The organism is Mycobacterium sp. E2497, assembly GCF_001668695.1.
Lineage (GTDB): Bacteria > Actinomycetota > Actinomycetes > Mycobacteriales > Mycobacteriaceae > Mycobacterium.
The window spans coordinates 78,202-104,076 of the sequence record NZ_LZKD01000139.1; the positions used below are offsets into that span (position 1 = coordinate 78,202).

A 25,875-nucleotide genomic window follows, 5' to 3' on the forward strand; every position below is an offset into this window, starting at 1 on the left:
GTTTCGGCATCGAGGTGTTGAGATGATCGTGGATGAGCGGCCCGGCTTCACCGCCAGGGTCTTGGACCGGGCGGTTGCATGGCGCTGGAAGTTGCCGAAGGCAACACATCGCTTCCGGATTGAACGTGACCTCGCCGTACCCATGAGGGATGGGATCACGCTGCTGGCCGACCACTACGTGCCTGCTGACACCCAGGGGCGGGGAACGATCCTGATACGCACGCCGTACGGGCGGGGCCTGCCCATCAATATGGATGCGCGCCTATTTGCCGGACATGGTTACCACGTGGTGACGCAGAGCTGCCGCGGCTCGTTCGGCTCCGGCGGTCAGTTCACGCCGATGGCCGCCGACATGGACGACGGCCAAGACACTATGGCCTGGTTGCGCACGCAGCCGTGGTTCGACGGGCGACTAGCCACCTACGGCGCGTCCGGTGTCGGATGGACGCAGTGGGCTCTGCTGGTCGATCCGCCACCAGAACTGCGCGCGGCGGTGATCATCGCCGGCCCGCACGATGCCACCGAATTCGGCTTGGGCACAGGAGCTTTCCGTCTCCATGACTTACTCACGTGGTCGAGGGTCATTGTGAACCAGGAACGGTTCGGGTTGCTCGGTACCATGTGGATCTTCGCTCGGGCAGCGAAGCTCAACGCCCGCACCGTCGCGGCGCTCCCTCTGGCAGATGCCGCGGACATTGCACTCGGACACCGGGCGCCGTGGTTCCGCAAGTGGCTGTGTACTTCAGACCTCAGCGACCCGTTCTGGGGGCCCTACAACGCCAGCGCCGCGCTGGAAAAGGTGTCGGTGCCGATCCGGCTCGTCGGCGGCTGGCAAGACCTGCTGCTTACCCAAACCATGCGCCAGTACGACGTGCTGCACGAACGTGGACTCGACGTCACACTCACCGTCGGGCCATGGATACACCAGGAGGTCGTCAGCGGCGCGAACGGGCAGCTCGCCCGCGGCAACCTTGACTGGATGGCCGAGCACCTCGCGGGTGAACCCGTCACCCGCGCGCACCAGCCCGTCCGGATCGCCGTCACCGGCACCGACGAATGGCGCGAACACCCTCACTGGCCACCGCCAGGCACCGAACAGATCCACTATCTACAGCCGACCGGACAGCTCACCATGCGGCAGGCGCAGTCCGGCACCTCCTCGTTCACCTACGACCCCGCACATCCCACACCCACGGTTTCCGGGCCCTTGATCGACAACAACGCCGGAGTGCGCGACAACTGCGACCTCGAATCACGCTCAGACGTGCTGACCTTCACCACCCCCGCGCTACCCGCAATGCTGGAGATCATCGGCACTCCCATCGTGGAGCTGGACCACAGCACGAGCAATCCGCACGCCGACGTGTTCGTCCGGCTCTGCGATGTCGACACTAAAGGCTGTTCCCGCAACTTCTCTGAGACCTTCCTACGGCTCGATCCCGCAGCCGGGGACCGACTGCTGCGGCTACGTCTGCACCCCTGCGCACATCGGCTCGCCGCCGGCCACCGGCTACGGCTACAGGTATCGGGCGGGTCGTTTCCCCAGTACATGCGGAACGAAGGCACCGACGCGTCACCTGGCACGGGCACCGAGCTACGAGCGTGCCGCCACACCATCCATCACGGGAAGTCCCGGGTAATCCTTCCCGTTCCCGCATTGGCCTGTTTAGATGCTTGCTCCGAGACACCCGGAAGGTCGCTGGTTCGATCCCAGCCGGGACCACCCTTCTGAATTGCACGAGCACGGTCCGATCGGCTTGCAGCGCGTGACGTTCGGCACTGGAACCGGCGCGCTGGGACGTCGTGGTCGGCGGTTGCTTGGAGCAATTCGTCGTGTTTGTCGAGTAAGTGCTTTGCGCGGTCGGGGAAAAGGTCAGGAAATTGGTGGGCACGACTCCTGCGGCTTGCCTGAAGCGGGCGAGTGGACGCGGGGACGGGCGGCACGGTCCTTCTCTTGATAGATCCGCCAATTGGCGTCCCCGATTGCGGGTCGTCGCGGCATGGTTCGATACCGGATTGACCGTCGACCGAGCCCGCTAGATCATGCACATCCGCTGCGACCAATGTCGCAGGGCAGCGGCTCTCTCCTACGGAATATTTTCTCTGCCGGGCCTACCCGGGTATCTTCTCCGATATCTTGTCCACGATTGTCGCTAGGGCCGTCGGAGCGCCATTGCCCTCTTCGCAAACCTGCGCATAGATGACCACATTGTTCTTTGCCCGGGCCTCTTTGGCGCAGACCGAACCGACGACCTGACCGTTCTTCAATCCTGTTGCCGTCCAACGCACATCCGTAGCGGTGACGTCGATTTTTTGCCATTTAGTGTACATATTGAAAGAATTCTTGGTGACAGCATTGTCGCAGGAATTCAATGGCTTGGCGAAAGCGGTGTCCAGCAACTGCGTCGCTGTTTTCGCGTCGGCGACCATCGCAACGTCCTGATTGACCAGGGGAGGGTGCGTCATGTCGTGCTCATAAGAATTGGCCCGGTATGCGGTGTAATCGCCAAACGAGTCGGTGTTCGGCCCGTATAGCGCCCCGCACTCGGGGTTACCCTCGACGACGGCAACGGGTTTCGGAGGGGAGAGAAAGCCCGGCGGAGGCTTGGCGACATAGTCGAATTTCGTCCCGACGATATCGCCGACGGTGGCCGGCGCCAGGATCAGCGAGTCGATGCTGGTGGGCGCCATCGTGGGTGGAGGCGGAGGTGGCGCTGGCGCTGTGGTTGTCACCGTGGTTGTCCCCGTTGGTGCCGCCGGCGTTGCGCTGTGGCCGCCGCCCTTCCCGCCGGCACACCCAACCGCCACCGTGATAGCGGCGAAGGTGGCGGCTACGGCGAAACTGTCCGTGATGTTCATCCCTGATCTCCTCAGGACCGTGGGCGGCTGCGACGCAGACCGGCCGCGATGCTTATGCAAAGCCAACGCGTAAACGGCCCGATGCACCTAGTGTCGAAAGTCCCTAGCTCGCCGCCAGGAAGCTCTCAATTCCCATTTCGAAACGCCGGGCCAGCCATGTTGCTGCGCGCTACGTCAGAGTGTGAGTCTGACCCCTCAAGGAACGTTCTCGCCTGCTGTTAGTCCGTAGATGAGCAACGTTGGGATTCCCGGAGAGCAGGTATTCCGATGCCCAGCATCGGGGTGCAAGCACCGTGTCCGGTTTTATGTCGGATTACCGGATCAAGTGAATCTGGTATGAAGCTCCACTCCGATCACTCCGATCACTCCGATCACTCCGATCAGTGCCAAGCTCTAAGCGCCTCGTGACTGCCGCTACGCCTCGTTCACGGGATACGGCTTTGCGCAAACCGGCCTGTCGGCGGCGCTCTTCATCATCGGCCCGGCCTACGACCCCCGAAAAATTACTGCCATTGCCCCAGGTCATTCCGCGATAGGGTGACACGACCGGTGGGTTGGCCACCCTCTTTACGCGCGAGGACAGTGACCGTCGATGGCCGACGTGGATGCAGAGGCGATCCAGCAGGATCTGATCGCCGGGGTCGCCGCGGAACTCGACTTCGCGGGCGTCGAGCAGATCGGGCGCGGCGGATTCGGGGTCGTCTACCGTTGCGCGCAGCCTGAGCTGGACCGCATGGTGGCCGTCAAGGTCCTGACCAACGACCTCGACCCCGAAAACCTGGACCGGTTCCTGCGCGAGCAGCGCGCGATGGGCCGGCTCTCAGGGCACCCGCACATCGTCACCGTCCTGCAGGTCGGTACCACCCGCGGCGGCCGGCCGTTCATCGTGATGCCCTACCACGGCACGGGGTCGCTGTGGGGGCAGGTCAGCGGGCACGGGCCCCTAGACTGGCGCCAGGCGCTCAGCATCGGCGTCAAGCTCGCCGGCGCGCTGGAGGCCGCGCACCGGGCCGGCATCCTGCACCGCGACGTGAAGCCGGGCAACGTGCTGCTGACCGACTACGGGGAACCGCAGCTGACCGACTTCGGGCTGGCCCGCATCGCCGGCGGGTTCGAGACCCGCTCGGGCGTGGTCATCGGTTCACCGGCGTTCATCGCCCCCGAACTCCTCGAAGGCGCGACTCCCACAACCGGATCCGACGTCTACTCGCTGGGCGCGACGCTGTTCTGCGCGCTGACCGGCCACCCGCCCATGGGCCGGCCCATCCCCGAGATGCTGGCCAGACAGCGGGTGCCCGAGGACGTCATCGCCGTCATCGAAACCGCCATGACCCGCGATCCGTCACGCCGGCCGGCGTCGGCCCTGGAATACGGTGAACAGCTGCGCGAGGTACAGCGCCGCCACCACCTCCCGGTCGACGACATGGTGGTGCCGGTCGAGCTCAAGCGCACGGGCTCGCCGCCGGCCGGATCGTCGGATCATCGGCGCGAGGCCACCACGACGCCCCCGGCGCCGTCGACGAAATACCGTCCCCCCGCGTCGATTCAGTCGCTGGTCCCGCGCGACCGGTTGATGGCGCTGCTGCGCGCGGCCGGGCGGCGGCGGCTGATCCTGCTGTACGCGCCGTCGGGTTACGGCAAAACCACCCTGGTCGCCCAGTGGCGCGCGGAACTGGCCGCTTCGGGCGTGACGGTGGCGTGGCTGACGGTCGACGACGACGACAACAACGTGGTCTGGTTCCTCGCCCACCTGCTTGCAGCCATCCGGCGGGTACGTCCCGCGCTCGCCGAACCGCTGGAGCAGATCATCGAGCAGCGCGGCGACGAGGCGACCCGCTACGTGTTGACCTCGCTGATCGACGCGATCGACGAGGCCGGCGAACCCGTCACGCTGGTCATCGACGACTGGCAGCGGGTCTCGGACGCCCAAACCATCGACGCTCTGCGATTTTTGATCGACCACGGTTGCGATCACCTGCAGATCATTGTGACCAGCTGGTCGCGCGCCGGATTGCCGTTGAGCAAGTTACGAGTTCGCGATGAGCTGGTCGAAATCGATTGCGAGAAACTGCGATTCGATGCCGAGGAGGCGCGGTCGCTGCTCAACGAGACCATCGGGCTGCAGTTGGCGGGCAGCGACGTGACGGCCCTGACCGCTTCGACGGACGGGTGGGTCGCCGGCCTGCAGATGGCCAAGCTGTCGCTGCGCGGCGGCGGCGATCCGGGCGCCTTGGTGAGCCGGATGTCGGGCGAAAGCGAGGAGGTCGGCGAATTCCTGGCCGAGAACGTCCTCGACATCCTCGACCCGCAACTGGTGGACTTCATGATGGCGACCGCGATCACCGAACGCATCTGCGGTGAGCTGGCATCGGTGTTGGCCGGCGTCGACGGCGGACACGCCACGCTGGAAGAGGTCGAGCGCCGCGGCTTGTTCCTGCGCCACATCGACCATGACCCGCAGTGGTTTCGCTACCACCAGATGTTCGCCGGATTCCTCCGGCGCCGCCTCGAACGCGACGATCCCGGCCGCCTCCATGACCTGCACCGCGCCGCGTCGGCGTGGTTCGCCGAGCACGGCCACATCAGCGAGGCCGTCGACCACGCCCTGGCGGCGGGGGAGACCGCCCGGGCGGTGGACCTAGTGGAGGACATCGAGACCAGGTCCCTGATCAACCAGTCACGCATGACCACCTTCCTCGGCCTGGTCGAGAAGCTGCCCCCGCAGCTCGTGACCACACGACCGCTGCTGCAACTCTCGATGGCGTGGTCGAACATCCTGCTGCACCGCACCCAGGCCACCGAGATCGCACTCGACCGCTTCGCCGCAGCCATCGCCACGTCCGACCTGCCGGAGGCGCGGTGCGCGGAGCTGACCCTGGAAGCCAGGGTGGTGCGGGCGGTGGCCGAGATCTATGCCGACCGGATCGAAGGCCTCGAGGACATGCTGGCCGAGGTGATGTCGAGGGCGCACGAACTGCGTCCGGTGCTCCCGCAGGCGGCCGCCATCGCGCTGGCGTTCGCGGCGATCCACCGCTTCGACCTTTCCGCCGCGCAACGACTCCTGGAGTGGGCGGAGCCGTTCAACGAGCAGGTCGGCGCGGTCGGCGCCGTCTACGCCCGCAGCTGGGCGGGCATCGCCGCGCGCCAGCAGCTCGACATCCCGCTGGCGTTGCGCAGGTTCCGGCAGGCGTTCGAGACCGGCACCGCGGCGGGGGCGCACTCGTACGCGGCGCGGATCGCCGGTGCGGTGCTCGGCGAAATGCTCTACGAAACGGGCGAATTGGACGAGGCCGCCGAACTGCTCGAGGAGAGCTATCACCTGGGCCCCGAAGGGGGCGGGGTCGACTACCTGGTGGCACGCTACGTCGTCGGCGCGAAAATCAAAGCCGCGCAGGGCGATCGCGAAGCCGCGGTGGACCGCCTCGACGCGGGCATGGCGGTGGCCGACAAGCTGCGGCTGCCACGCCTGGCCGCCGCCATCACCCTCGAGCGGGTCAGGCTGGGGCTGCCCATCGACCCCGCCGAGGCGGACCGGCTGCGGGCCGGCGGCGACATTCCCCGCGGCGGCGACGGCATCGCCATCCTCACCGCCGAGCTCGACGCGGCCTCGGGCATCCGGCTGCTCTCGCGCAGCCATGCCAGCGAAGACCGGGACGAGGCATGCCGGCGCGCCGGCGCCCTGGTGGCCGGAATGGACCCGGCCGCCCGGCCGTTGGCCGCCCTGCAGGCCCGCCTGCTGCTCATCGAAACCCTCACCGCGGCTGGGCGTGCCGCCGACGCGCGCGACGACATCGCGGCGGTGCGCGCCCTGTGCACCGAACAGGGATTGTCGCGGCTGCTCATCGACGCCGGCCTCGGTTAACGGGCGATCGTCCCGCGGGGGCCTGTAGTTGCAGGTACCTGTCGGTGCCGATAAGTTTCGAACATGCGAATCTGCGCCGGGTCGTGAGCCGGGGCGAGAATGCGCATCCAGATGCGGCTCCGGCAACCACACGAGTTTTCTCGTTCAGGCGTGTCCGGGGCCGGCGTCCGTTCGGTTGCTGACGGCTCTTCACGCTGACGCTCATGGCCGGGCCAGTCGTATCCGGGAGTCGTGCCGCGGAGGCCGAAGCCGTCTCCGAATTCCTGGACACCTGCCGCGCTATGCCCGCCTGCTTGCTGGTGGAGGGTGAGGCCGGAATCGGCAAAACCACCCTGTGGCTGGCCGCGACCGAGCAGGCCCGGGCGGTGGGCATGCGAGTGCTCACAGCGCGTGCGGCGATCACTGAATCGGTGACGGCCTACGTCTCGTTGGCCGACCTGTTTTCCTCGGTCGATCGCGAGGTCATCGAAGCGCTGCCCGGGCCGCAACGCCTGGCGGTCGACCAAATCATGTTGCAGGTCAGCGATGACGGCCGGGCAACCGATCAGCGTGCGGTAGCGGCGGCATTCCTGTCGGCGATCGACATACTGGCAGAAACCACGCCGGTGCTCTTGGCCGTCGACGACCTGCAGTGGCTGGATCCCTCCAGCGCTCGCGTGGTGGCGTTCGCAGCGCGACGCTTTTCGGGTCCGGTCGGCCTGCTGGCGACCGTGCGTACCGGCGGTGGTGACGATGTGTCTTGGCTGCAGCTCGAAAGGCCGGATGCCATAAGACGAATTGCCCTCAAGCCGTTGGCCCTCGGGGCATTGCGTCAGATCATCACTGCCCGGCTGGGACGCTCGGTTTCGCGGCATACCATGCTGCGGATCCATGAAGCTTCCGGCGGTAATCCGTTCTACGCCATCGAATTAGCGCGCACGATCCCTGAGGGTGAAGCGGGCATCGAGATGACGCTGCCAACCACCTTGGCCGGGCTGGTGGCTTCCAAGATCGATGTGCTCGATGAGGACACTCGCCAAATACTGCTTGCCGCTGCGTGCCTGGCCGAGCCGACGGTAGAGGCCGTGGCACAGGCTGCCGCCCAGGGCGTGGATGAGTGCGTACGGCGACTGCTGGTCGCGGAAGAGAGGGGCATCGTCACCATCGACCGGCACCGGCTGCGCTTCACCCACCCGCTGCTGACCGCCGCCGTATACACGATGGCCGCACCCACGCAACGGCGTGCAATGCACCGGCGATTGGCGTCGATCGTCGATCACCCTGAATTGCGCGCTCGTCACCTGGCGCTGGCCGCCACGCACGGCGACGCGAAGACGCTGGAGGCGCTCGATGCTGCCGCCGAATTGGCCAACAGGCGCGGGGCGCCGGCGGCTGCCGCGGAGTTCACCGAGTTGGCCAATGAGCTCGGCGTCGGCAGCCCCGAACGCCAGATTCGCTGTGCAACATTCTATTTCAGCGCTGGCGATGCCGTACGCGCACGCGATCTCCTCGAGGAGGTCATCAGGACGCCCGCGCCGGCGAAGGTACACGCTGAAGCGCTCAGCTTGCTGGGGCTGTGGGCTCTGCTCGACGGCAGTTCCCGGGAAGGCGCGAGGCAGCTCCAACGAGCAGCGGACTCCGCCACCGGCGACGATGAGTTGCTGGCTTACATACTCGCGTTGTTGGCGTTCGCGCGGATCAACATTCACGAGTTCGAAGGCGCCGTCGACGCGGCTGACGAAGCGGTCACCACCGCAACCCGGCTCGACGACCGTCAGCTGCTGAGCCAGGCGTCGAGCATGCGAGTGCTGGTGCGGTTCCTGGTCGGTGAGGGCTTCGACGAGGAGGGGCTGCGGACCGCGTTGCTGCTGGACGATGGCGACGACACGCCGTCGGCCATGCTGTGGCCCACTCTCCAGCACGCCGCCTTGCTCAACGGGACGGGACGGCTCGACGAAGCGCGGCAAGCACTCAGGGCGATTCGGCAACGCTACATCGAGCGCGGCGCCGAAAGCGAAATGATGGTCGGTGCCTTCCATGGCGCGCTCAACGAAATATGGCGTGGCGACTTCGCAGAGGCATCGCTCATCGGTGAGGATGCGCTGCAGCGTGCCCGCCAGCTCGATGCTGACCTGCCGTTGGCCGTGGCGCTGATGATTCAGGCGATGGTGGCCGCCTACGCCGGCGATGAGGCCGTCGCGCGTCGCGACGCCAGTGCCGCACTGACGGCTGCTGAACGCTGCGACTCGCCGGCGCTGGTCACCGTCTGGCCCACGAGCACACTGGGCTTTCTCGAGGTATCGCTGGGGAACTACGAATCGGCACTTCGGGTCCTGTCACCGCTGCTGCGTGGCTTCGAGCAGAGCCCGCGTGCCACGGAGATCTTTATCACCCCTTTTCTGCCTGACGCCGCTGAAGCCTTGATTCGTCTCGACAGGTTCACTGAGGCGAAGAACCTGATTGATGTGTTGGAGGACAACGGACGTCGGTTGGATCGGCCGTGGATGCTGGCGGTCGGTGCGCGGTGCCGGGCGATGCTTCTGGCCGGGGACCGCGATCTGACTGCGGCGCTGACGGCCGCGCAACGGGCGATGGCCGCGCATGAGCGCCTGCCGATGCCCTTCGAGCGTGGCCGCACGCAGTTGTTGCTCGGTGACATCCTGCGCAGGCAGCGCAGCCGCGAGAATGCGGCCGCGGCGATGCGCGCGGCGGCGGCCACATTCGAGGACCTGGGCACGCCGCTGTGGGAGCGCCGTGCCCGAACATCCCTCGAGCGCATCAATTTCGGCCCAGCCGACTCGAAAGTGCTGACGTCGGCCGAGCGGCGTATCGCCGACTTGGCAGCAGCCGGCAGGACCAATCATGACATCGCCTCCGCGCTGTTCATCAGTCCCAAGACCGTCGAGGTTCACCTCTCACGGATATACCGCAAGCTCGGCATCCGGTCGCGCGCAGAACTCGGCCGTCGCCTCGACCAACTGGAACGTGATGACTGACAACGGATTCGGCTACCGATTTGCCCAGGCGCGTCGCGGCCGCACAGAGATCAGGGCATCTGGTAGGCGCAGCGTCCCGGCGTGTGCTCGGTGAGGTGGACGGGTTGGCCGTCTACCAGGATCGAGCAGTCATGCGTACCGTGGTGATCGGTGTAATTCAAGGCCAGGAACTTGCTTCCCGTGACCTGCACGGTCTGCGACCACGGCGTCGGTACCCACGTGGTGGTGCTGGCGGGGTATACCGGGGTGCCGGGGTCGGGAATGGCGGAGAAGACATCGCCCGCGCCAAGGACCTGGTAGGTGACCGTATGCGCGCCCGCCGCAGGGGAATTGGTCTGCGGCTTCAATCCGCCGGTGGCGCCGACCCCGGCGTTCGCGTTCTCCTGCCACGTTTCGGTGCGCCGTTGCGGGGTGACGCACACCGCGTCGCCGTCGTATGCCTCGCGCCACACCAACCCTGAAACGCATGTCTTGGGGCCGTATGCGCCCCCGCCGGCGTAGCCCTTGCCGTCGGCTGCGGCGGCATTCTCGGTCTGGACCTCGGCGGCTATTGCGGGCGAGACGCAGACGTTGTCACCGGGCCGGGCCTGACGCGGAACCAGCCCGGGTGCGTCTCCGGGAATGCAGCCGCCATTCGCCGAAGCGGTGGGCGCGGCCACCGGGCCCAGGGCGGTAACAGCGACCGCATAGAGCACGGGTATCAAACGCACGCCCAGGTTGCGTGCTGCCCGCGTTGCCTCGCGGCCGGGCTGTGCCAGGGAAGTGCCCCCTGCTGGCGCATGACAAGACATGAGAACAACTCCCATCGACGTATGCCCTTCTGGTCGTCATTGGGAAGCTAACGCCGCCAGCGATGGGGATGGAATACGGAGTTTCCCTACCCAATTCCGGACTGGCGCCGCAGGGCCCCGCGTTCCGCGGCCGCTCGCCGAAAGCCGTCGGCAATGTAGGGGTTTTCCCTGATGTGGCGCGGACCAATTAGCGCTACCATCGGTCGCTACCTCGAACCTCCGAGCGACAGGGGTCGGATGCGGAACCGAGTCAGCGCCCGGGACGTCCGATGCGTGATCGTGCCGCTGCTTGCCGTATTCGCACTGGCCCTGGCAGCGGCGACCACCGTGGCGAGTACCGCGTCGGAGTCGTATCAGCTGGCCTCGACCTCGCCGCCGCCAACACCTCCCAGTACCTTGACCGCCAACGAGCAGGGCTACGTGCGCGTGACCACGGCCTCGAACGCTATCGGTTGTTCCATCAGCGCCGAACTGGTCGCCTGCCAAACCTCCGCCGACCGCTGGCCCCCTCGCGCCAGTGGTCAGCCGTTTCATACCGTAAGCGTCAGTGCCGACGGCAAATTCCAATTCGTGGACGCCGACCTTGGGGCGCTTGCCGGCAAGGTTGAGCTGGGACCCGGGACATACGAGGCTCAAGGCTGGACCGTCACGGCGACCGTCGACACCGTCACCTTCACCAATGACCGCACCGGCCACGGCATGCAGGTGAGCACACAGTCCGTCCAACCTATGTAGGGCTGGTCCTGCGGGGCACCCTTGCTTGTGCGGGGCAGCGTCGCAGGGCGACGCCAAAGTATAGGGAAACCACTGATATCACCCGCCGCTTGGCCGCGCCTAGCGTGGGAGCCGCACGCTGTCGATCCCATGCGTAGCCGAAAGGACGGCCATGTTGACCAAACCCATGCCGTGGACAGCGCTCTGCACGATCGTCCTTTGCGGCGCGACTCTGATCGTCGAAGCACCGGCTGCGACGGCCGACCCGCCGGCTCCGGCCTGCAAGCCGGGGTTCGTCTGGCGCGCCGCTCGCCCAGGCGATGCAGTGTGTGTCACCCCCGAGGTCAGGGACAAGACCGCACAGCAGAACGCCGTCGCGGCACAAAACGTCCAACCCGGTGGTGGCAACGCCTGCAAGCCCGGTTTCGTTTGGCGCAATGCCTATTCGGGTGACGCGGTCTGCGTGACGCCCGATGTGCGCGACCAGGCGGCCGCCGACAACGCGGCCGCCGCCTCCCGCACGGTCAGCGCCACCGGCGCGTGCCAGAAGTGGCGTGGCGTCAGTGAAGAACTCCTCCTCGCCGAAGACAACGGCTACAAAGTCTTCGCGTACACGTCGTTGACCGGCCAGGCCAGTTTCGAGGGGCACGGCGGACCCGAGGTCAAGGGGAGGATAAGCGCCGGCCCCGGGATCAGGGGCAGTGACATCGGCTTCGCCGTGGTCTGGGACAACGGCTGGAACAGTCGATACGCCGGCATGATCCACCCCGACGGCAGCGCGCGTGGCGGCTATGAAGACTTCGGTCCTGGAAACGCGGGTATCCACAGCGGCAACTGGGACGCGGTCGGAAAGTTCGTCTGTGACCAATAACTTTCTACTGCAGCAGTATTCGCTTTGATGCAGCAGCTGCGGTGACTTCCGGCAGGGCCACAAGAGGGGAGCGTCTCATGCCAGTTTCACATCGCCTGACCCGCAGTGCCGGAGTCGACCTGCACAAGCTTGCCCATACCTGCTACCTGTTGGCGGCGGTGGCCGCGGGCGCAATCGCTTTCGGGGTAGCTCCGTCGCACGCGGACCCGAACCTGCCCTACGGACCCAATACCTGTGTCCAGGGCCTGGTCTGGCGGGAGGCGCGGGTCGGCGACGCTGTGTGTGTTCGCCCGGGTGACCGCACCCGCACAGCACAAGAGAACGCCGCAGCCGCCGACCGGCGCGATCCCAACGGCCCGTATGGGCCACAGAGTTGTAAGCAGGGATCGGTGTGGCGGGAGGCGTTCGACGGCGACACGGTTTGCGTAACGCCAGACACCCGGCGAGAAAACCTCGACTGGAATGGGTATCGGTGCGGCACGGTTCTCGGTGCACAGCAGCACGCGGGTTACTGCCCGCCGTACCCGCCGCCGCCCAACGACATCGGCTAGTTGCGTGCGCCTTTCCCGAACCGCTTTGATGTGCGTTCCACGCGAAACCGGTAGGGAAACACCCTATTTCTCCAACACCCCGCCGCGAATAGCGTCAGGCAACAGGTGAATTGAGAGGAGCTTCTCATGTCGGTGAGTACGACACTGCAAGCTGCGCGTAACCCGCTCCTAGCCGGGATGCGGCTGCCCATGTTGCCGTTGTGGGTGGCGGCGGCCACCGTGCTGAGCGGTGTGACGGGGTTACCGGCCGCGTCGGCGAACGGTAATTGCATTCCCAACGACATGGCCAATTTGGTTCCGCGCAAAGCGCGACCGGGCGATATGGTTTGCGTACCCTCGAACATCGCCCAGACCGTCCAGGACGAAAACAATGCTGCGGCAAAGGGTGTGGGCTATGTGCCCGGTGGCGGCGCTTATGGGCCCAAGACCTGCACTTCTGGTTTGGTGTGGCGCGAGGCGTTCGACGGCGATGCGGTGTGCGTGAGTCCGCAACGGCGGCAACAAACGTGGCAGGAGAACGCCGACGCCGGTGTCGGCAACACCGGCGGCCTCAAACCCGAGGCCGGCTTCAATCCCGGTGGCGCCAAAGCGGCCCCCGGAAGCGGCGGGCCAGATGCGGCCTTACTCGCCGCAGTCAACGACGCCCGGGTGAACCCGGGCAAGTACCTCCCGCACCCCACGGACAAGGACGGCACCAAATGGGATACCTCCGGCGCGCTTACGAAACCTTGCCCGAAACCCTTCGCCGATTCGGGGGCCTTGGACAACACGGCGGCCACCCATAACGGCTTCATCGCCAATATGGACGCCAGTACGGTCGACAATTTCCCGAACATGCACAAGACCGCGAGTGGTGGCCTGACCACGGACCAGGGTGGGCCCATCACCCAGGCCGGATACTCCAATACGGGCGAGATCGTCGCCGATGGGTTCCCCTCGGAAGCGGCCGCCGTGCAGTTCTGGATGCAAGATGACGGCGGCAAGAACAATTGGGGTCACCGCAACCTGATCCTGAACTGTGGCCTCACCGATGCCGGTGCGGCGCACTTCGCCGGCGGCCCCAGGGGGCATTACTGGACCGTCGACATGGGATCTCACTGAAACGCCTGATATCGGGGATATTCCCAGTCTTCGGAAGCGTCGGAGGGTGCCCGACACCCTTGCCTGGTCGCACCCAGTGGGCCACCATAAGACCGCGGCTGGGTGCGCTCGACAAGGGACGGTGGAGATGGCAGGAAACCAAGAAGGCATCGGCATCCTCAAACTCGAGTGCCCGCAAGGCCATCCGGTGGGCAGGCTGCTCAAGGACGCTCCCCATCAGTCGGTCGCCTACGACCCCGGCGCGCAGGCGGGGCCGCGCCGGTTCTGGCCGGACGAAGACGACCAGCCGCAGTTCAAGGCGACCTGCAGATACTGCGAGCGGCCGGTGGGGCAAGCCACAGCCACGCTGCAGAGCGCGCTCGCGGCGTTGCTCGACGACGCGGCCACCACCAGCGCCACGGCGACGCTGCCGTATGCCTGACCGGCCGCCGGGGCTACTGTAAGAGCGACAGTAGCGACCGACGCACGAGGAGTCCCGTGGCGCAGATCCCGCCGACATCCCAGAGCACGCCCCGCCCGCCTGAGGGCGACTGGCTCGGCACCCCCTATCTGACCCTCGAGCGCCAGGGGTCGATCGCGGTGTGCACCATCGACCGGCCCGAGGCGCGCAACGCCCTGACGCCGGCGATGTACTTCGGAATCCGTTACGCCGTGGGCCGTGTCAACGAGGACCCGGACCTGGCCGGGCTGCTGCTCACCGGGACAGGCGACGTCTTCGCGCCCGGCGGCGACATGGGCGGCGGCGGAGCCACGGACAACTGGATCACCTTCGGCGGCGCGCTGGGAATGGACGTCACCCCGTTCGACGCGGTGCGCACCTCCGCGAAGCCAGTCGTTTCCGCGGTAAACGGCCTGTGTCAGGGCGGCGGGTTCCAGATCGCGCTGTGCAGCGACCTGGCCGTGGTCAGCGAGCGGGCCACCTTCCGCGTGCCCGAACTGTTCCGCGGCTACGCCGACACCTATTACAGCCAGATGCTCACCCGCGTCATCGGGCCGGTGCGCACCCGCGACCTGATGTTCACCGGACGGGTGCTCACCGCGGCCGAGGCGCTGGACTGGGGCCTGGTCACCCGCGTGGTCGCGCACGACGACCTGCTCGCCGAGGCGAAAGACCTACTGGCGCAATGCTGTCGCACCGCGCCGCGCGCCCGCGGCGTGATCAAGTCCAGCATCGACAGCTATCTGGGGCTCTACGACCGCATCGGCATGACCAGCAGCCTGAGTGACGCCGAGGCGCGCGAGGGCTTCCGCGCGTTCAAGGAGCGCCGCTCGCCCGATTGGGTGCACCCGGACCTGCGGGTCGACGGGCGGCTCTAGATCACCACAGGTCGATCCACTCCCCGTGGGGCGTGACCCGTAACCGCTCGCTGATCCCGGCCTGGTCGAACGCCGCGGCGAATTCGTCGACACCCTCGGTGAAGTGGGCCCAGCCGTCGACGTGGGCGGGGATCACCACGCGGGCGCCCAGGATCTCGGCGGCGGCCGCCGCGCGGGCCGCGGTCAGGGTCAGCGGTCGCCCGCCTTCTTTGGCGGGCACGCTGGCCGCGCCCGCGAACAGCACGGCGACGTCGATGACGCCCGCCCGGTCGGCGACGTCCTTGACCGCCGCGATCGAGGCGTTGTCTCCGCTGAGGTACACGGTGGGCAGGCCGGGCCCGGACAGCACGAAGCCGGTCACCTCGCAGTTGACGTGGCCGCCTTCGTCGCGCTGTCCGTCGGCCGGGCCGTGCACGGCCGGAACGGCTTGCACGTCAAGCGATCCGGACAGTTCGTGGGTCTGCCAGGGCGCCACCCCCAACGCCGGGGGGCCCAGCCGGCCCGCCGCGCCGGGGTGGGTGATCACCAGCGGGGCGGCCAGGGCCATCCGGCGGCCGTCGTCGTCGAGGTTGTCGGGATGCTGGTCATGGCTGATCAACACCGCATCCACCCGGCCGAGCGCCTCGGGGCTCACCGCGGGCCCGGTCAGCTTGGTCAGGTAGGCGTGCACGCCGGGCGGGTCGAACGTCGGATCCATCACCAGCCGGTGGCCCGCGATGTCCAGCACCGTGGTCGGGCCGCCCAGTACGCTGATCGCGCAGTCGCGTCGATGCGCGTCCACCAGCGCGCTCATACCGCTCGCGTCCGGTCGCGCCAGTACGGTTCGCGCAGCTGGGTTTTGAGGATCTTTCCGCTCGCGTTACGGGGTAGCGCCTCCACGAACTCCACGGTTCGCGGGCACTTGTAGCCGGCGAGGTGACGGCGGCAGAACTCGATGACGTCTTTTTCGTCGACCTCGCCGGAAGCCACCACGATCGCCTTGACCGATTCGCCCCAGAAGTCGTCGGGCACCCCGATCACCGCGGCGTCCGCGATGGCGGGGTGCTCGACGAGCACGCTTTCCACCTCGGGGCCGTACACGTTCTCCCCGCCGGTGATGATCATGTCCCTGAGCCGGTCCTCGATGTAGACGTAGCCGTCGGCGTCCAGGCGCCCCACGTCGCCCGTGCGCACCCAGTCGTCGCCGGTGATCGTCTCGGCGGTCGCCTCCGGCCGGTTCAGATAGCCGCTCATGTTCTGGTTGCTGCGTACCCAGATCTCGCCGGGCTCCCCGGCGGGCACCTCGACACCCGTGTCGGGATCGACGACCCGGATCTCGGTGCCCAGCACCGCCTTTCCGGCCGCCAGCTGCAGGTGTGGACGGGCGGAGTCGCGGTGGTCGGCGTCGCTGAGCGCGGTGACCGCGCCGCACAGTTCCGTCTGCCCGTACACCTGAACGAATCGCGTGTCGGGCCAGGTGGACAGCGCCCGGTGCAGCAGGGGCAGCGGCATGGGCGCCGCCCCGTACACGATGTAGCGCAGGCCCGCGACCGTGGCGTGGGCCGCTTCGCCGGCGTCGAGGAATCGGGCGATCACCGGCGGGACGAAGAACGCATGGGTGGCCCCGGCCCGCACCGCGCCGATCAGGGCGGCGGCGTCGGGTTCGCGGGTCATGATCGTCGGCACCCCGGCGCGAATGCCGAAGAGCGCGTAGCCGATTCCGCCGACATGGAACAGGGGCATGGCCACCAGGTTCGCGTCCCCGTCGCCGAACGGGAACTCCGGCGCCAGGTTCGCCGCGTGATTGACCAGCGCGCGCTGGCTCAGCAGCACGCCTTTGGGTCGCCCCGTGGTGCCGGAGCTGTAGATCACCAGCGCGGTCTCGCCCTCGTCGACGCCGGCGTCGCCCTCGGTGGGCGCCGCCGCGGCGAGCAGGGATTCGTACTCGTCGCCCACCGCGACGATGCGTTCCACGCCGGGCACCCGTGCGGCGGCCGCCTCGGCCGCCGGCTGCAGCTCGGCGCCGACGATGAGCAGCCGCGCCCCGCTGTCATCGAGCACGTGCACGAGTTCGTCGCCGATGACGCGCCAGTTGACGATGGTCGTCACCGCCCCGATCGACGCGGCGGCGAACAGCACCTCGAGGCAGGCGGGGTGGTTCTTGTCCAGAAACGCCACGCACTGACCCCGCTGCACACCGGCGGCGCGCAGCGCCCCGGCCACGCGACGGATCCGCTCGGCCCAGTCGGCCCAGGACCACTGCCGTTCGCCGTAGCGGATGGCCACGGCGTCGGGCCGCTGCTGTGCGTGCCGGTCGACGAATCCGGCCAGCGTCTCGGTCGTGTTCGCCGTGGTGTCGGCTGGTGGCATGAAACCCCTCCGAGTTCGATTCGCTCCACTATGTGATACGCGGTCACGTCCGCGCTCGCCACGTCGGCCCTCCGTTTGACTGGGAGCCTCCGCCTACCAGTGATCACCAACAAGTCCTGGCGCGCGCACCGGCGTCGGCGCACGATCAGGCTATGCCCGAGACGACGCGTCTGCCGCTGCTGCCACCGCTCAGTCTGAGCCCGGAGCAGAAGCGCCTCTACGACGACATGGCGGCGGTGATCGAGCGCAACTTCGACGGACTCGTCGCACGCCGCGAGGACGGCGCCCTGATCGGCCCCTTCAACGGCTGGCTGCATTTTCCGCAGTTCGGAAAGCCGGCCTGGGCGTTCAACAAGGCGCTTTGGGAACACAGGGTGCTGCCCGACGCCATCCATCAGTTGGTGATCCTGGTGACCGCCGCAAAATTCGGCGCCCGCTATGAGATCTACGGCCACGAGCACTTCGCCAGGCGAGCAGGTCTCGCGGAGCGCAAGATCGCGACGATCGCCGCGGGCGAACGCCCCCACGACCTCGACGACGACGAGGGTGCGGCCTACGACATGGCGGCCGCGCTGAACCGGGGCGGCTCGCTCCCGGAGACGACGTACCAGGCAGCGCGACAAGCGTTTGGCGCGGAGGGCCTCGCCGAGATCGTCTTTCTGGTGGGATGTTTCTCGATGGTCGGCGTCACGCTGAACGCGTTCGATGCGTCGGTACCGGGCAGGGAGGAAAGCCTCGGCTGATGCTGCTCCCGTTGGTGCTTCATCGACGAGCGAGCCGCAGCGCTCACTCCATGGACCGGATCATCATCCCGCCGTCGTCGACGGCCTGAGGAGTGGCATTGTTGTTCTGTCTGAAGTCGATGAAGACCGACCGTTGGTTGGACGTGTTCAGCAGTTCGGTGAAGGTGCCGATGACCGGAATGCGCCCCTCTGCTGCCGGCACATCGGCGGTGTAATCCACCGAGGCTTGTTGCTGGAAGTTGGCGCTCTGGAGCGGTTGCGTCTCGAGCGCGGTCAGGTTCCTCATATTGCCCAGACCGGATGAGGATGCGTACTGATCCATGTCGCCTTGCAGGACCGCATCGACGTCCGTGTTGCCGGCCGGCTTGACCGCGACCCGCAGTTGGGCGCTGCCGTCGGCATTGCTGAGCGCCAGCCAGTTCGGGCCGCGGTGGCCGGGCGTCCAGCCGGGCGCCGGAGAGATCGAAACGCCCTGAGCAACGGCGATCGGCTCGGCCGATGCGAGCCGCACCGGCGACGGTTCGGCGGCGACGTTCAGGACGATCGTGGCCGTCATGGCGGTGGCCACGGCCATCGCGGTGCCGACCCGTCGGGGTCGTGGTAGCTCGAGTGTCGACGTATTCATGCGCCAGCTCCTGATGCGGGTTTGGGCAAAGGGTGGGTCTCGCCCGCTATGTCCACGATCTCCCCGAAAGCGGATGGTGTCCAAGACCGGGCCGCTATTTGCCGATAGCTCTCCGTTATCGAAATCGGCTTCGGCGGCGGACCGGTGTGTCAACATGTCTGCGGCCTGACACGATTTTTCGAGCAGAGGGGACCGAGCGTGGTGAACCCTGACCGTGCCCGCTCACGCACGTTCGTCGTGACGGGCGCCGCATCCGGAATCGGCCTGGCGACCGCCAGGCGGCTGCTGGCCGAGGGGGGCACGGTCGTCGGCGCCGACCTGGCCGCCGCGCCGGACCTCGGGCCCCGGTTCACGTTCGTGACCGCGGACGTGGCCGACGAGGCCGCGGTCGCCGCGGTGCTGGCCGCCGTGCCCGATCGTCTCGACGGCGTCCTGCACGCCGCCGGGGTCGCCGGGGGCGGACCGGTCCACCTGCTCGACCGGGCCGAATGGGAGCGGGTGATCGGGATCAACCTCACCGGCACGTTCCTGGTCGCCAAGGCGGCGCTGGCCCGGATGATCGAGCAGCCCCGCGTGGACGGCGAACGCGGTTCGCTGGTGACCGTCGCCAGCGTCGAGGGCCTGGAAGGCACCGCGGGCGGCAGCTCCTACAACGCGGCCAAGGGCGGCGTCGTGCTGCTCACCAAGAACATCGCGCTCGACTACGGCCCCAGCGGCATCCGGGCCAACGCGATCTGCCCCGGCTTCATCGAAACGCCGATGGCGCAAAGCGTCTTCGGTCTCCCCGGCATGGAGGGACCGCTGCAATCGATCACTGCCGAGCACGCACTGCAACGTCTGGGCCGGCCGGAGGAGGTCGCGGCCATGGCGGCGTTCCTGCTGTCGCCCGACGCCTCGTTCGTCAGCGGCCAGGCGATCGCCGTCGACGGCGGCTACACGGCCGGCCGCGACCACGGTGTGGTCAAACTCTTCGGCTTTCCCTCCTAGCGCCTTAAGATTCGCGCATGGTCACTCCCGACGAGGCGATCGAGGCGATTCGGGGCACCGGCGGTGCGCAGCCGGGTTGCCGCGCGCTGCACGCCAAGGGCACGCTCTACCGCGGCACGTTCACCGCCACACCCGATGCGGCGATGCTTACGCGCGCAAAGCATCTCGACGGTTCGACGGTCCCGGCGCTGATCCGTTTCTCCAATGGCGCCGGCAACCCCAAACAGCGTGACAACGTGCCGGGAATCCGCGGGATGGCGGTCAAGTTCACCCTGCCCGACGGCTCCACCACCGACGTCGTGACGCAGACCGCGCGCCTGTTCGTCTCGAGCACACCGGACGGATTCGTCGATCTGCTCAAGGCGATGCGGCCCGGCCTGACGACGCCGCTGCGCATGGCCAAGTACTTCCTCACCCATCCCCGGCTGCTCGGCGCGCTGCCGGTGCTGCGCGACGCGAACAAGATCCCGGCCAGCTATGCCACCATCGAGTACCACGGCTTGCACGCGTTCCGCTGGGTCGCCGCCGACGGCAGCGCCAGATTCGTTCGCTACCACCTGGTTCCGGCCGCCGCAGCGAACTACCTGTCGGCGTCGGCCGCCCAGGGCGAAGGAGCGGACTTTCTCACCGACGAGCTGAACGCGCGCCTGGCGAGCGGGCCGGTGCGATTCGACTATCGGGTGCAGATCGGCGGGCCCACCGACTCCACGGTCGATCCGTCGGCGCCCTGGCAGAGCACCCAGATCGCGACCGTCGGCACCGTGGAGATCACCGGCCTGGAGACCGAGCGCGAACACGGCGGCGACATCGTGGTGTTCGACCCGATGCGGGTGACCGACGGCATCGAGCCCTCCGACGATCCGGTCCTGCGGTTCCGGACGCTTGCGTATTCGGCGTCGGTGAAGCTGCGGACGGGCGTCGAGCGCGGGGCCGAAGCCCCGCCCGCCTGACCATAACCTCGGACCGCCCGGTCGCCCGCGAGCCGAAACCGGCGGCAGGCTAGGGTTTTCCTTCAGTGTCGCCTTCCCACATGCTGCTGATCTGCTTGGCCGGGTTCGGCGCCGGCGCCATCAACGCGCTCGTCGGGTCCGGCACCCTGATCACGTTCCCGACGCTGGTCGCCCTCGGCTTCCCACCGGTCACGGCCACCATGTCCAACGCGACCGGTCTGGTAGCCGGCAGCGTGTCGGGCACCTGGGGTTACCGCGCCGAGCTGGGCGGCCAGTGGGACCGGCTGCGTTGGCAGCTCCCGGCGTCGCTGGCCGGTGCGGTGCTGGGCGCATTCCTGCTGCTGCACCTGCCGGAGAAGGTCTTCGCCGAAGTGGTGCCGGTGTTGTTGATCCTGGCGCTGATCCTGGTGGTCGCCGGGCCGCGGATCCAGGCGTGGACGAGCCGGCGGGCCGAGGCCGCGGGCCGTTCGGCCGAGCACATCACGCCCGCCCGGATGGCCGTGCTGGTGCTCGGCACGTTCGCCGTCGGCGTCTACGGCGGCTACTTCACCGCGGCGCAGGGCATCTTGCTGGTCGGCCTGATGGGTGCGCTGCTGCCGGAGTCGGTGCAGCGGATGAACGCCGCCAAAAACCTCATGACGCTGGTGGTGAATGTGGTTGCGGCGGTGGCCTATACGTTGGTGGCCTTCGACCGGATCAGCTGGCCGGCCGCCGGGCTGATCGCGGCCGGCTCACTGGTCGGGGGACTGGTCGGGGCCCGCTACGGGCGCCGGCTGTCGGGCAACGCGCTGCGCGCCACCATCGTGGTGGTGGGCCTGATCGGGCTGTATCGACTGCTCGCCGTCGCCTGACAGAAAAGGGTTGCCGCACAAAGCGTTCAGTTCAGCGTGGCGACGGCCGCCTCCTCGATCACGTCCATCACCTCGCCCCGACGACGCCAGGCCCGCAGCTGGCGCATCGCCCCGTTGCCCTGCTCGGCGACCCGGTCGAGTTCGGCCACGACGCGGTCATACTCACCGAGCGACTCCAACGCCGCCCGCACGCGTCGCACGAGCGCGCCCAGCTGCTCACGCGCCGGCACCGCCCCGCGGCCGTGGACCAGGTCGAGCGTGCGTCCGGCGAGCCCGTCGTGGGCGGCCTTCCAGTACGCCGCGCGCAGGGCCGCCGGCGGAAGCCGGCCGGGCCCATCGGCTTCGAGCGCCGTCATCACCGCCGCCCTGACCAGGGTGGCCAGCAGCACCGTCTCCGCGACCGTCGCCGGCACGTCGGCCACCCGCACCTCGATCGTCGGGAAATTCTCCGACGGGCGCACGTCCCAATAGACCATCTTCTGGTCCAGGATCACTTCGCTGTCGATCAGCATCCGCACCGTGCGGTCGTAGTCGTCGGGCGACGGGAAGAAGGGCGGCGGCCCGGCTACCGGCCAGCGCCGCCACAGCACGCTGCGCCAGCTCGCGTAGCCGCTGTCGGCGCAGCGATACACCGCCGAATTCGCCGACAGCGCAAGCAAAGACGGCAGCCAGGGCCGCAGCCAGTTGCTGACCGCGACGGCGGCCGCGCGGTCGGGAACCGCAACGTGCACATGGCATCCGCAGATGCCCTGCTCGTGGGCGACCATCCCGTACTCGGCGCCGATGCGCCGGTAGCGGGGCGTGTCGGTGACGGGGAACTCGTGCGGCGTGGCGGGCGGTAGCCCGGCGGCGAGCAGCTGAAGCCCCACCGCCTCGGCCGCCCGGGCCGCCGTGCGCCGCAGCCGCGACAGTTCCTCGCCGAGTTCGGTACTGGCTGCCACAACGCTGGAGGTCGTTTCGACCTGGCAGCTGCTCAGTTCCAGCTGCAGCTCGACGCCACGGCGGGCCGCCTCGGCGGCCACGTCAACGTTCCGCGGAGCCGGTTCTCCGGTTCGCGGGTCGACGAGGAGGAATTCCTCCTCCGCGCCGAAGGTGGGCGGGTCGCTCATCTGGCCCGGGGGAGGGCGATCAGGGGTTGGGCCGCCCCGTCACCAGCGGGCCGCGGACCCCAGGGCGGAATCGGCGGTCGGGTAGATGGGCAGCAGCGCGGACAGGCCGCACGCGTCGACGATGCGGGCGACGATCGGTTCGCGGCTCACCAGGCGCAATTCGATGCCACGCTCCTTGCAGCGCTTCGCCTCGTCGGCCAGCACCGCGAAGGCGCAGCAGCCCATGAAATCGAGTCCGGTGACGTCGACGACGAAAGGGCCGGGAGCGATGACGATGCCGGCCACCTCGGAGACCAGCTGGCGCCAGGTGTGCTCGTTGCAGGCGTCGACCTCACCGCCCGCGTAGATGAGCACCGCCGGGCCGCTGCGATCGGCGGTCGCGCGCAGGGTGCTGTTCGGATCGCCGAGCTCGTAGACCAGCTTCGTGCTCAGCATCAAGTGGGTAGTTGTCATAGGTTCTGCAATGGCCGAGCACATCGTGGACTCCTAATCGACCGGCGTCTACGACGCTGCGATGGATGCCCGTCCTGCCCTCTGAAGACAGACTCTTCGCGGAAGTGCGAATCTCATTTCTATAACAAGACAGGTCGGTCTGTCTACCTGTCCCGGCTAAGAGTATGTTGTGGGTTGTTATGACAGCTTCCGACCTCGGAAGGCCCGCCGCGTCGGCTCGTGAGCGCATCTTGACCGCGGCATATGACCTGTTCAGCCGGCGCGGGATCCGTGCTGTCGGCACCGAAGAGGTCATCGAGAAGGCCGGGGTCGCCAAGGCCACGTTGTACCGTCACTTCGCCACCAAGAACGACCTGGTGCTGGCAGTGCTGCAGCGGCGCGAGGAGCTGTGGACGCACGGGCTGATCGAGGAGCAGTCCCGGCAGCGCGGCGAGACGCCCGAGGAACAGTTGCTGGCGATCTTCGACGTCATGCACGAATGGATTCAGCTGCGCGACGGCTACGAGGGCTGCTCGTTCATCAACGTGCTGCTCGAGCTCGGGCCCGATTCCCCCGCGGGACGGGCCTGCGTCACCCACATCGACCACGTCCGCGACATCGTGCGGCACCGCGCCGTCGCGGCGGGGCTGACCGACGTCGAGGATTTCGCCTCGTCCTGGCACATCCTGATGAAGGGCGCGATCGTGCTGGCGGCCGTCGGCGACCGGGACGCCGCCCTCCGTGCCCGCAGGATGGCCGTCGCGCTCATCGAAGAGCACCGGCCGGTCGTACCGGAGGATGTCGGCGAGGCGGCCAGTTAGCCGCCGCTGTCACGCGGCGTCGGCCGCGGTGTTCTCCGCCTTGCGGTAGTGCTCGGCCTCGAGTTCGGCGATGGCCCGCGAGGTGCGCTCGCGCAGCGCGAAGGCGGCGATCAGCCCGAACACGATGGCGATGACGAGCGCGATCCAGGAGAACCGCTCCATCCAGCGCTCGGCGGCCATCCCGGCGTAATACACCAGCGCGGTGGTGCCGCCGGCCCAGCAGATGGCGCCCGAGACGTTGGCGGTCAGGAAGCGGGGGTAGTGCATCTTCAGGGCGCCGGCCAGCGGCCCGGCGAAAATGCGCAGCAGCGCGATGAAGCGGCCGAAGAAGACCGCTCGAACTCCCCAGCGGTTGAACAACTTTTCGGCCAACGCGACGTGTCCGGGACCGAAATGTTTGGGGAACCGCCGGCCGAGGCGGTCGAAGAGCGGCATGCCGAACCGGCGCCCGATCGCATAGCCGATCGAGTCGCCGACCACGGCGCCGATCACCGCCGCGACGCCGACCCCGACGGGGTTGACCGGCAAGTCGTCATGCGACGACATCAACGCGGCACTGACCAGGATGATCTCCCCGGGAAGGGGAATGCCCAGGCTCTCCAGCCCGACCACACCGCCGACCACCAGGTAGACCGCGAGCGGCGGGATCGCGTGCAGCAAAGCCTCCACATCCATGCGTCCAGGATGCCTGACCGCCCGGCGATACGCGCCCTAAACCCTCCGGTTGGCGTCGGCCGGTCTGCTCGGCTCGCTGAGGCTCTCCAGCCGCGGTCGTTTGGGTTCCCGCCCGTCGGCCGACGACAGGCCGCGCAGCCGCCGCCAGATCCACGGGAAGAAACTGTCCTGCGTCCACCGCAGCTGTTCGTAAGCCCCGCTGCTGCGCGACCGGCGCCTGGCGTCGGGGCTGGCGTGTGCCCAATCATGGTTGCTGCCAGGCAGATTCAGGGCCTCGGCGGCCGCGGCGGCGAACAGCATGTGCCCCTTGGTGGAGGCGTGCACGCGGTCGATCGCCCAGGTGTCCAGTTCGCGCATCGACGGCGCGTTGTACAGGTCGACCAGCCCGAACCCGTAGCGGTCGGCCGCCGCCGTGATCGCGGCGTTGATGCGGGCCAGGCGCCCCGACACCAGCCGCCCCAGCGGGAGGAACTGCGCGACGTTCGGAAAGGTCGTCGTCACCACCGTCGCGCCGGATCTGGCCAGCGCGGCGTAGACGTACTCGAGGTCGGCCAGGGCGGGGCTGAACGAGCGCCCCGGCTGAATGACGTCGTTCATCCCGGCGCACACGGTGATCAGGTCCGGCTGCATCGCCAGCGCCTGCGGGACCTGTTCGTACAGGACGTCGGCGATCCGCTTGCCGCGGATCGCCAGGTTGGCGTAGTGCAGGCCGGGGTAGAGCGAATCGAGCATGACGGCGAGCCGGTCGGCGAATCCGAGGAGACCCACGACGTCGTCGCCGTCCCACAAGCCCTCGGTCTGACTGTCCCCGATGGCGACGTAACGGCGATACCCGGACGGAATGGCCCCGCGCACGAAGCCGAGAATAATAGCCATCGCCGGCCCGGTGTGTGAAGCATGGCCGCCCACCTCCGCTGCGCAGAACCGCGATCCGTGGGCTAGCGTCGGTGAGCGTGGCTATGCCTTTGAAGGGCAAGGAAATTCACATCGGTCGCCGGGGCGGCGTCGCGTTCGGTGTTTCGGTCGCCGTGGCCGTGTTCGTGGCGGGGTTGCTGTGGGCCAAGTGGCTGCCCTACGCGGCGAAGGCGGCCGCGGCCCACCGGAGCCGCCACTGGCCCGGATCGAGCATCCTCACCGTGGGCGGGGTGCACGCCGGGGACCGCCCGACGTGGCATGCCGCCGCGACCTTCTTCCACGCGTACGTGTCGTCGATCTGGCCGGCGCTGATCGTGGCGCTGCTGATCAGCGCCTCGGTTCAGGCGTTGATGCCCCGGGCGTGGCTGCCGCGCGCG

23 protein-coding genes and 1 pseudogene are annotated in these 25,875 nt (G+C 67.9%); 15 read left to right on the forward strand and 9 right to left on the reverse strand.

The genetic code is table 11. The features are described from left to right. The first annotated feature begins 22 nt into the window (after nucleotides 1-22). A complete protein-coding gene (locus A5713_RS12460) occupies nucleotides 23-1,732 on the forward strand; it encodes a CocE/NonD family hydrolase (RefSeq protein ID WP_068095882.1) in 1,710 nt (569 codons plus the stop codon). Nucleotides 1,733-2,112: 380 nt separating this feature from the next. Here A5713_RS12460 and A5713_RS12465 read toward each other — a convergent pair whose 3' ends face one another. Further along, on the reverse strand, nucleotides 2,113-2,859 hold the full coding sequence (locus A5713_RS12465; RefSeq protein WP_082972920.1) for a sensor domain-containing protein: 747 nt from the start codon (nucleotides 2,857-2,859) through the stop codon (nucleotides 2,113-2,115). 592 nt (nucleotides 2,860-3,451) lie between these two features. On the opposite strand from A5713_RS12465, the gene A5713_RS12470 reads away from it, so the two are divergent. Both A5713_RS12470 and A5713_RS12475 read left to right on the forward strand, forming a co-directional pair. Next, nucleotides 3,452-6,721, forward strand: a complete 3,270-nt coding sequence (locus tag A5713_RS12470; protein WP_068095884.1) for a serine/threonine-protein kinase — start codon at nucleotides 3,452-3,454, stop codon at nucleotides 6,719-6,721. Between the two features lie 203 nt (nucleotides 6,722-6,924). Then, a complete protein-coding gene (locus tag A5713_RS12475) occupies nucleotides 6,925-9,696 on the forward strand; it encodes a LuxR family transcriptional regulator (protein WP_068095886.1) in 2,772 nt (923 codons plus the stop codon). Nucleotides 9,697-9,746: 50 nt separating this feature from the next. Here the strand turns inward: A5713_RS12475 and A5713_RS12480 are convergent, their stop codons facing one another. Further along, nucleotides 9,747-10,406 carry a hypothetical protein gene (locus A5713_RS12480; protein ID WP_142393447.1) on the reverse strand — a complete coding sequence of 220 codons (660 nt, stop codon included), beginning with the start codon at nucleotides 10,404-10,406 and terminating at the stop codon, nucleotides 9,747-9,749. Nucleotides 10,407-10,760: 354 nt separating this feature from the next. On the opposite strand from A5713_RS12480, the gene A5713_RS12485 reads away from it, so the two are divergent. The 6 genes from A5713_RS12485 (at nucleotide 10,761) to A5713_RS12505 (ending at nucleotide 15,041) form a co-directional block, all read left to right on the forward strand. Continuing rightward, entirely contained in the window at nucleotides 10,761-11,222 is a 462-nt protein-coding gene (locus A5713_RS12485) for a hypothetical protein (protein ID WP_142393446.1), read from the forward strand. 151 nt (nucleotides 11,223-11,373) lie between these two features. Next, nucleotides 11,374-12,072 carry a hypothetical protein gene (locus A5713_RS12490; protein WP_068095890.1) on the forward strand — a complete coding sequence of 233 codons (699 nt, stop codon included), beginning with the start codon at nucleotides 11,374-11,376 and terminating at the stop codon, nucleotides 12,070-12,072. 77 nt (nucleotides 12,073-12,149) lie between these two features. Further along, the gene (locus tag A5713_RS28275; protein ID WP_142393445.1) at nucleotides 12,150-12,623 is read left to right on the forward strand and encodes a hypothetical protein; all 474 of its coding nucleotides are present in this window, start codon (nucleotides 12,150-12,152) and stop codon (nucleotides 12,621-12,623) included. A gap of 177 nt (nucleotides 12,624-12,800) precedes the next feature. Next, the gene (locus A5713_RS12495) at nucleotides 12,801-13,724 is read left to right on the forward strand and encodes a CAP domain-containing protein (protein ID WP_068095892.1); all 924 of its coding nucleotides are present in this window, start codon (nucleotides 12,801-12,803) and stop codon (nucleotides 13,722-13,724) included. 127 nt (nucleotides 13,725-13,851) lie between these two features. Next, nucleotides 13,852-14,145, forward strand: coding sequence for a hypothetical protein (locus A5713_RS12500; protein WP_067927379.1), 294 nt, complete (start codon nucleotides 13,852-13,854; stop codon nucleotides 14,143-14,145). Between the two features lie 56 nt (nucleotides 14,146-14,201). Continuing rightward, nucleotides 14,202-15,041 carry an enoyl-CoA hydratase/isomerase family protein gene (locus A5713_RS12505; protein WP_068095894.1) on the forward strand — a complete coding sequence of 280 codons (840 nt, stop codon included), beginning with the start codon at nucleotides 14,202-14,204 and terminating at the stop codon, nucleotides 15,039-15,041. Between the two features lies 1 nt (nucleotide 15,042). Here A5713_RS12505 and A5713_RS12510 read toward each other — a convergent pair whose 3' ends face one another. Together A5713_RS12510 and A5713_RS12515 are read right to left on the reverse strand one after the other, a co-directional pair. Continuing rightward, nucleotides 15,043-15,822, reverse strand: coding sequence for an MBL fold metallo-hydrolase (locus A5713_RS12510; protein WP_068095923.1), 780 nt, complete (start codon nucleotides 15,820-15,822; stop codon nucleotides 15,043-15,045). An 8-nt stretch (nucleotides 15,823-15,830) separates the two neighbouring features. After that, nucleotides 15,831-17,390, reverse strand: coding sequence for a long-chain-fatty-acid--CoA ligase (locus tag A5713_RS12515; RefSeq protein WP_068095896.1), 1,560 nt, complete (start codon nucleotides 17,388-17,390; stop codon nucleotides 15,831-15,833). Nucleotides 17,391-17,542: 152 nt separating this feature from the next. Between A5713_RS12515 and A5713_RS12520 the strand changes: the two genes are divergently transcribed. Next, a complete protein-coding gene (locus tag A5713_RS12520; RefSeq protein ID WP_068095898.1) occupies nucleotides 17,543-18,133 on the forward strand; it encodes a carboxymuconolactone decarboxylase family protein in 591 nt (196 codons plus the stop codon). A 43-nt stretch (nucleotides 18,134-18,176) separates the two neighbouring features. On the opposite strand, the gene A5713_RS12525 is transcribed toward A5713_RS12520, so the two are convergent. Then, on the reverse strand, nucleotides 18,177-18,644 hold the full coding sequence (locus tag A5713_RS12525; protein WP_197516362.1) for a hypothetical protein: 468 nt from the start codon (nucleotides 18,642-18,644) through the stop codon (nucleotides 18,177-18,179). 312 nt (nucleotides 18,645-18,956) lie between these two features. Here A5713_RS12525 and A5713_RS12530 point away from each other — a divergent pair, with 312 nt between their 5' ends. The 3 genes from A5713_RS12530 to A5713_RS12540 all read left to right on the forward strand — a co-directional run bounded on the left by A5713_RS12530 (nucleotide 18,957) and on the right by A5713_RS12540 (nucleotide 21,546). Then, a complete protein-coding gene (locus A5713_RS12530) occupies nucleotides 18,957-19,745 on the forward strand; it encodes an SDR family NAD(P)-dependent oxidoreductase (RefSeq protein ID WP_067927213.1) in 789 nt (262 codons plus the stop codon). Between the two features lie 17 nt (nucleotides 19,746-19,762). Next, entirely contained in the window at nucleotides 19,763-20,695 is a 933-nt protein-coding gene (locus A5713_RS12535) for a catalase family peroxidase (RefSeq protein WP_068095902.1), read from the forward strand. A gap of 65 nt (nucleotides 20,696-20,760) precedes the next feature. Next, nucleotides 20,761-21,546: a sulfite exporter TauE/SafE family protein gene (locus A5713_RS12540; protein WP_068095904.1), complete on the forward strand. Its 786-nt coding sequence runs from the start codon at nucleotides 20,761-20,763 to the stop codon at nucleotides 21,544-21,546. 26 nt (nucleotides 21,547-21,572) lie between these two features. On the opposite strand, the gene A5713_RS12545 is transcribed toward A5713_RS12540, so the two are convergent. Together A5713_RS12545 and A5713_RS12550 are read right to left on the reverse strand one after the other, a co-directional pair. Continuing rightward, the gene (locus tag A5713_RS12545) at nucleotides 21,573-22,655 is read right to left on the reverse strand and encodes a glutamate--cysteine ligase (protein ID WP_068095906.1); all 1,083 of its coding nucleotides are present in this window, start codon (nucleotides 22,653-22,655) and stop codon (nucleotides 21,573-21,575) included. Nucleotides 22,656-22,694: 39 nt separating this feature from the next. After that, nucleotides 22,695-23,132 carry an anti-sigma factor antagonist gene (locus tag A5713_RS12550; protein WP_067927204.1) on the reverse strand — a complete coding sequence of 146 codons (438 nt, stop codon included), beginning with the start codon at nucleotides 23,130-23,132 and terminating at the stop codon, nucleotides 22,695-22,697. Between the two features lie 155 nt (nucleotides 23,133-23,287). Between A5713_RS12550 and A5713_RS12555 the strand changes: the two genes are divergently transcribed. Then, entirely contained in the window at nucleotides 23,288-23,908 is a 621-nt protein-coding gene (locus tag A5713_RS12555) for a TetR/AcrR family transcriptional regulator (protein WP_067927201.1), read from the forward strand. A 9-nt stretch (nucleotides 23,909-23,917) separates the two neighbouring features. Here A5713_RS12555 and A5713_RS12560 read toward each other — a convergent pair whose 3' ends face one another. Together A5713_RS12560 and A5713_RS12565 are read right to left on the reverse strand one after the other, a co-directional pair. Then, on the reverse strand, nucleotides 23,918-24,583 hold the full coding sequence (locus A5713_RS12560; RefSeq protein ID WP_067927199.1) for a DedA family protein: 666 nt from the start codon (nucleotides 24,581-24,583) through the stop codon (nucleotides 23,918-23,920). Nucleotides 24,584-24,619: 36 nt separating this feature from the next. Further along, nucleotides 24,620-25,438 (reverse strand): SGNH/GDSL hydrolase family protein, encoded by an 819-nt coding sequence (locus A5713_RS12565; protein ID WP_082972922.1) that lies wholly within the window; start codon nucleotides 25,436-25,438, stop codon nucleotides 24,620-24,622. A 104-nt stretch (nucleotides 25,439-25,542) separates the two neighbouring features. Here A5713_RS12565 and A5713_RS12570 point away from each other — a divergent pair. Next, nucleotides 25,543-25,875 (forward strand): annotated as a pseudogene (locus A5713_RS12570) (permease); the annotation flags it as partial.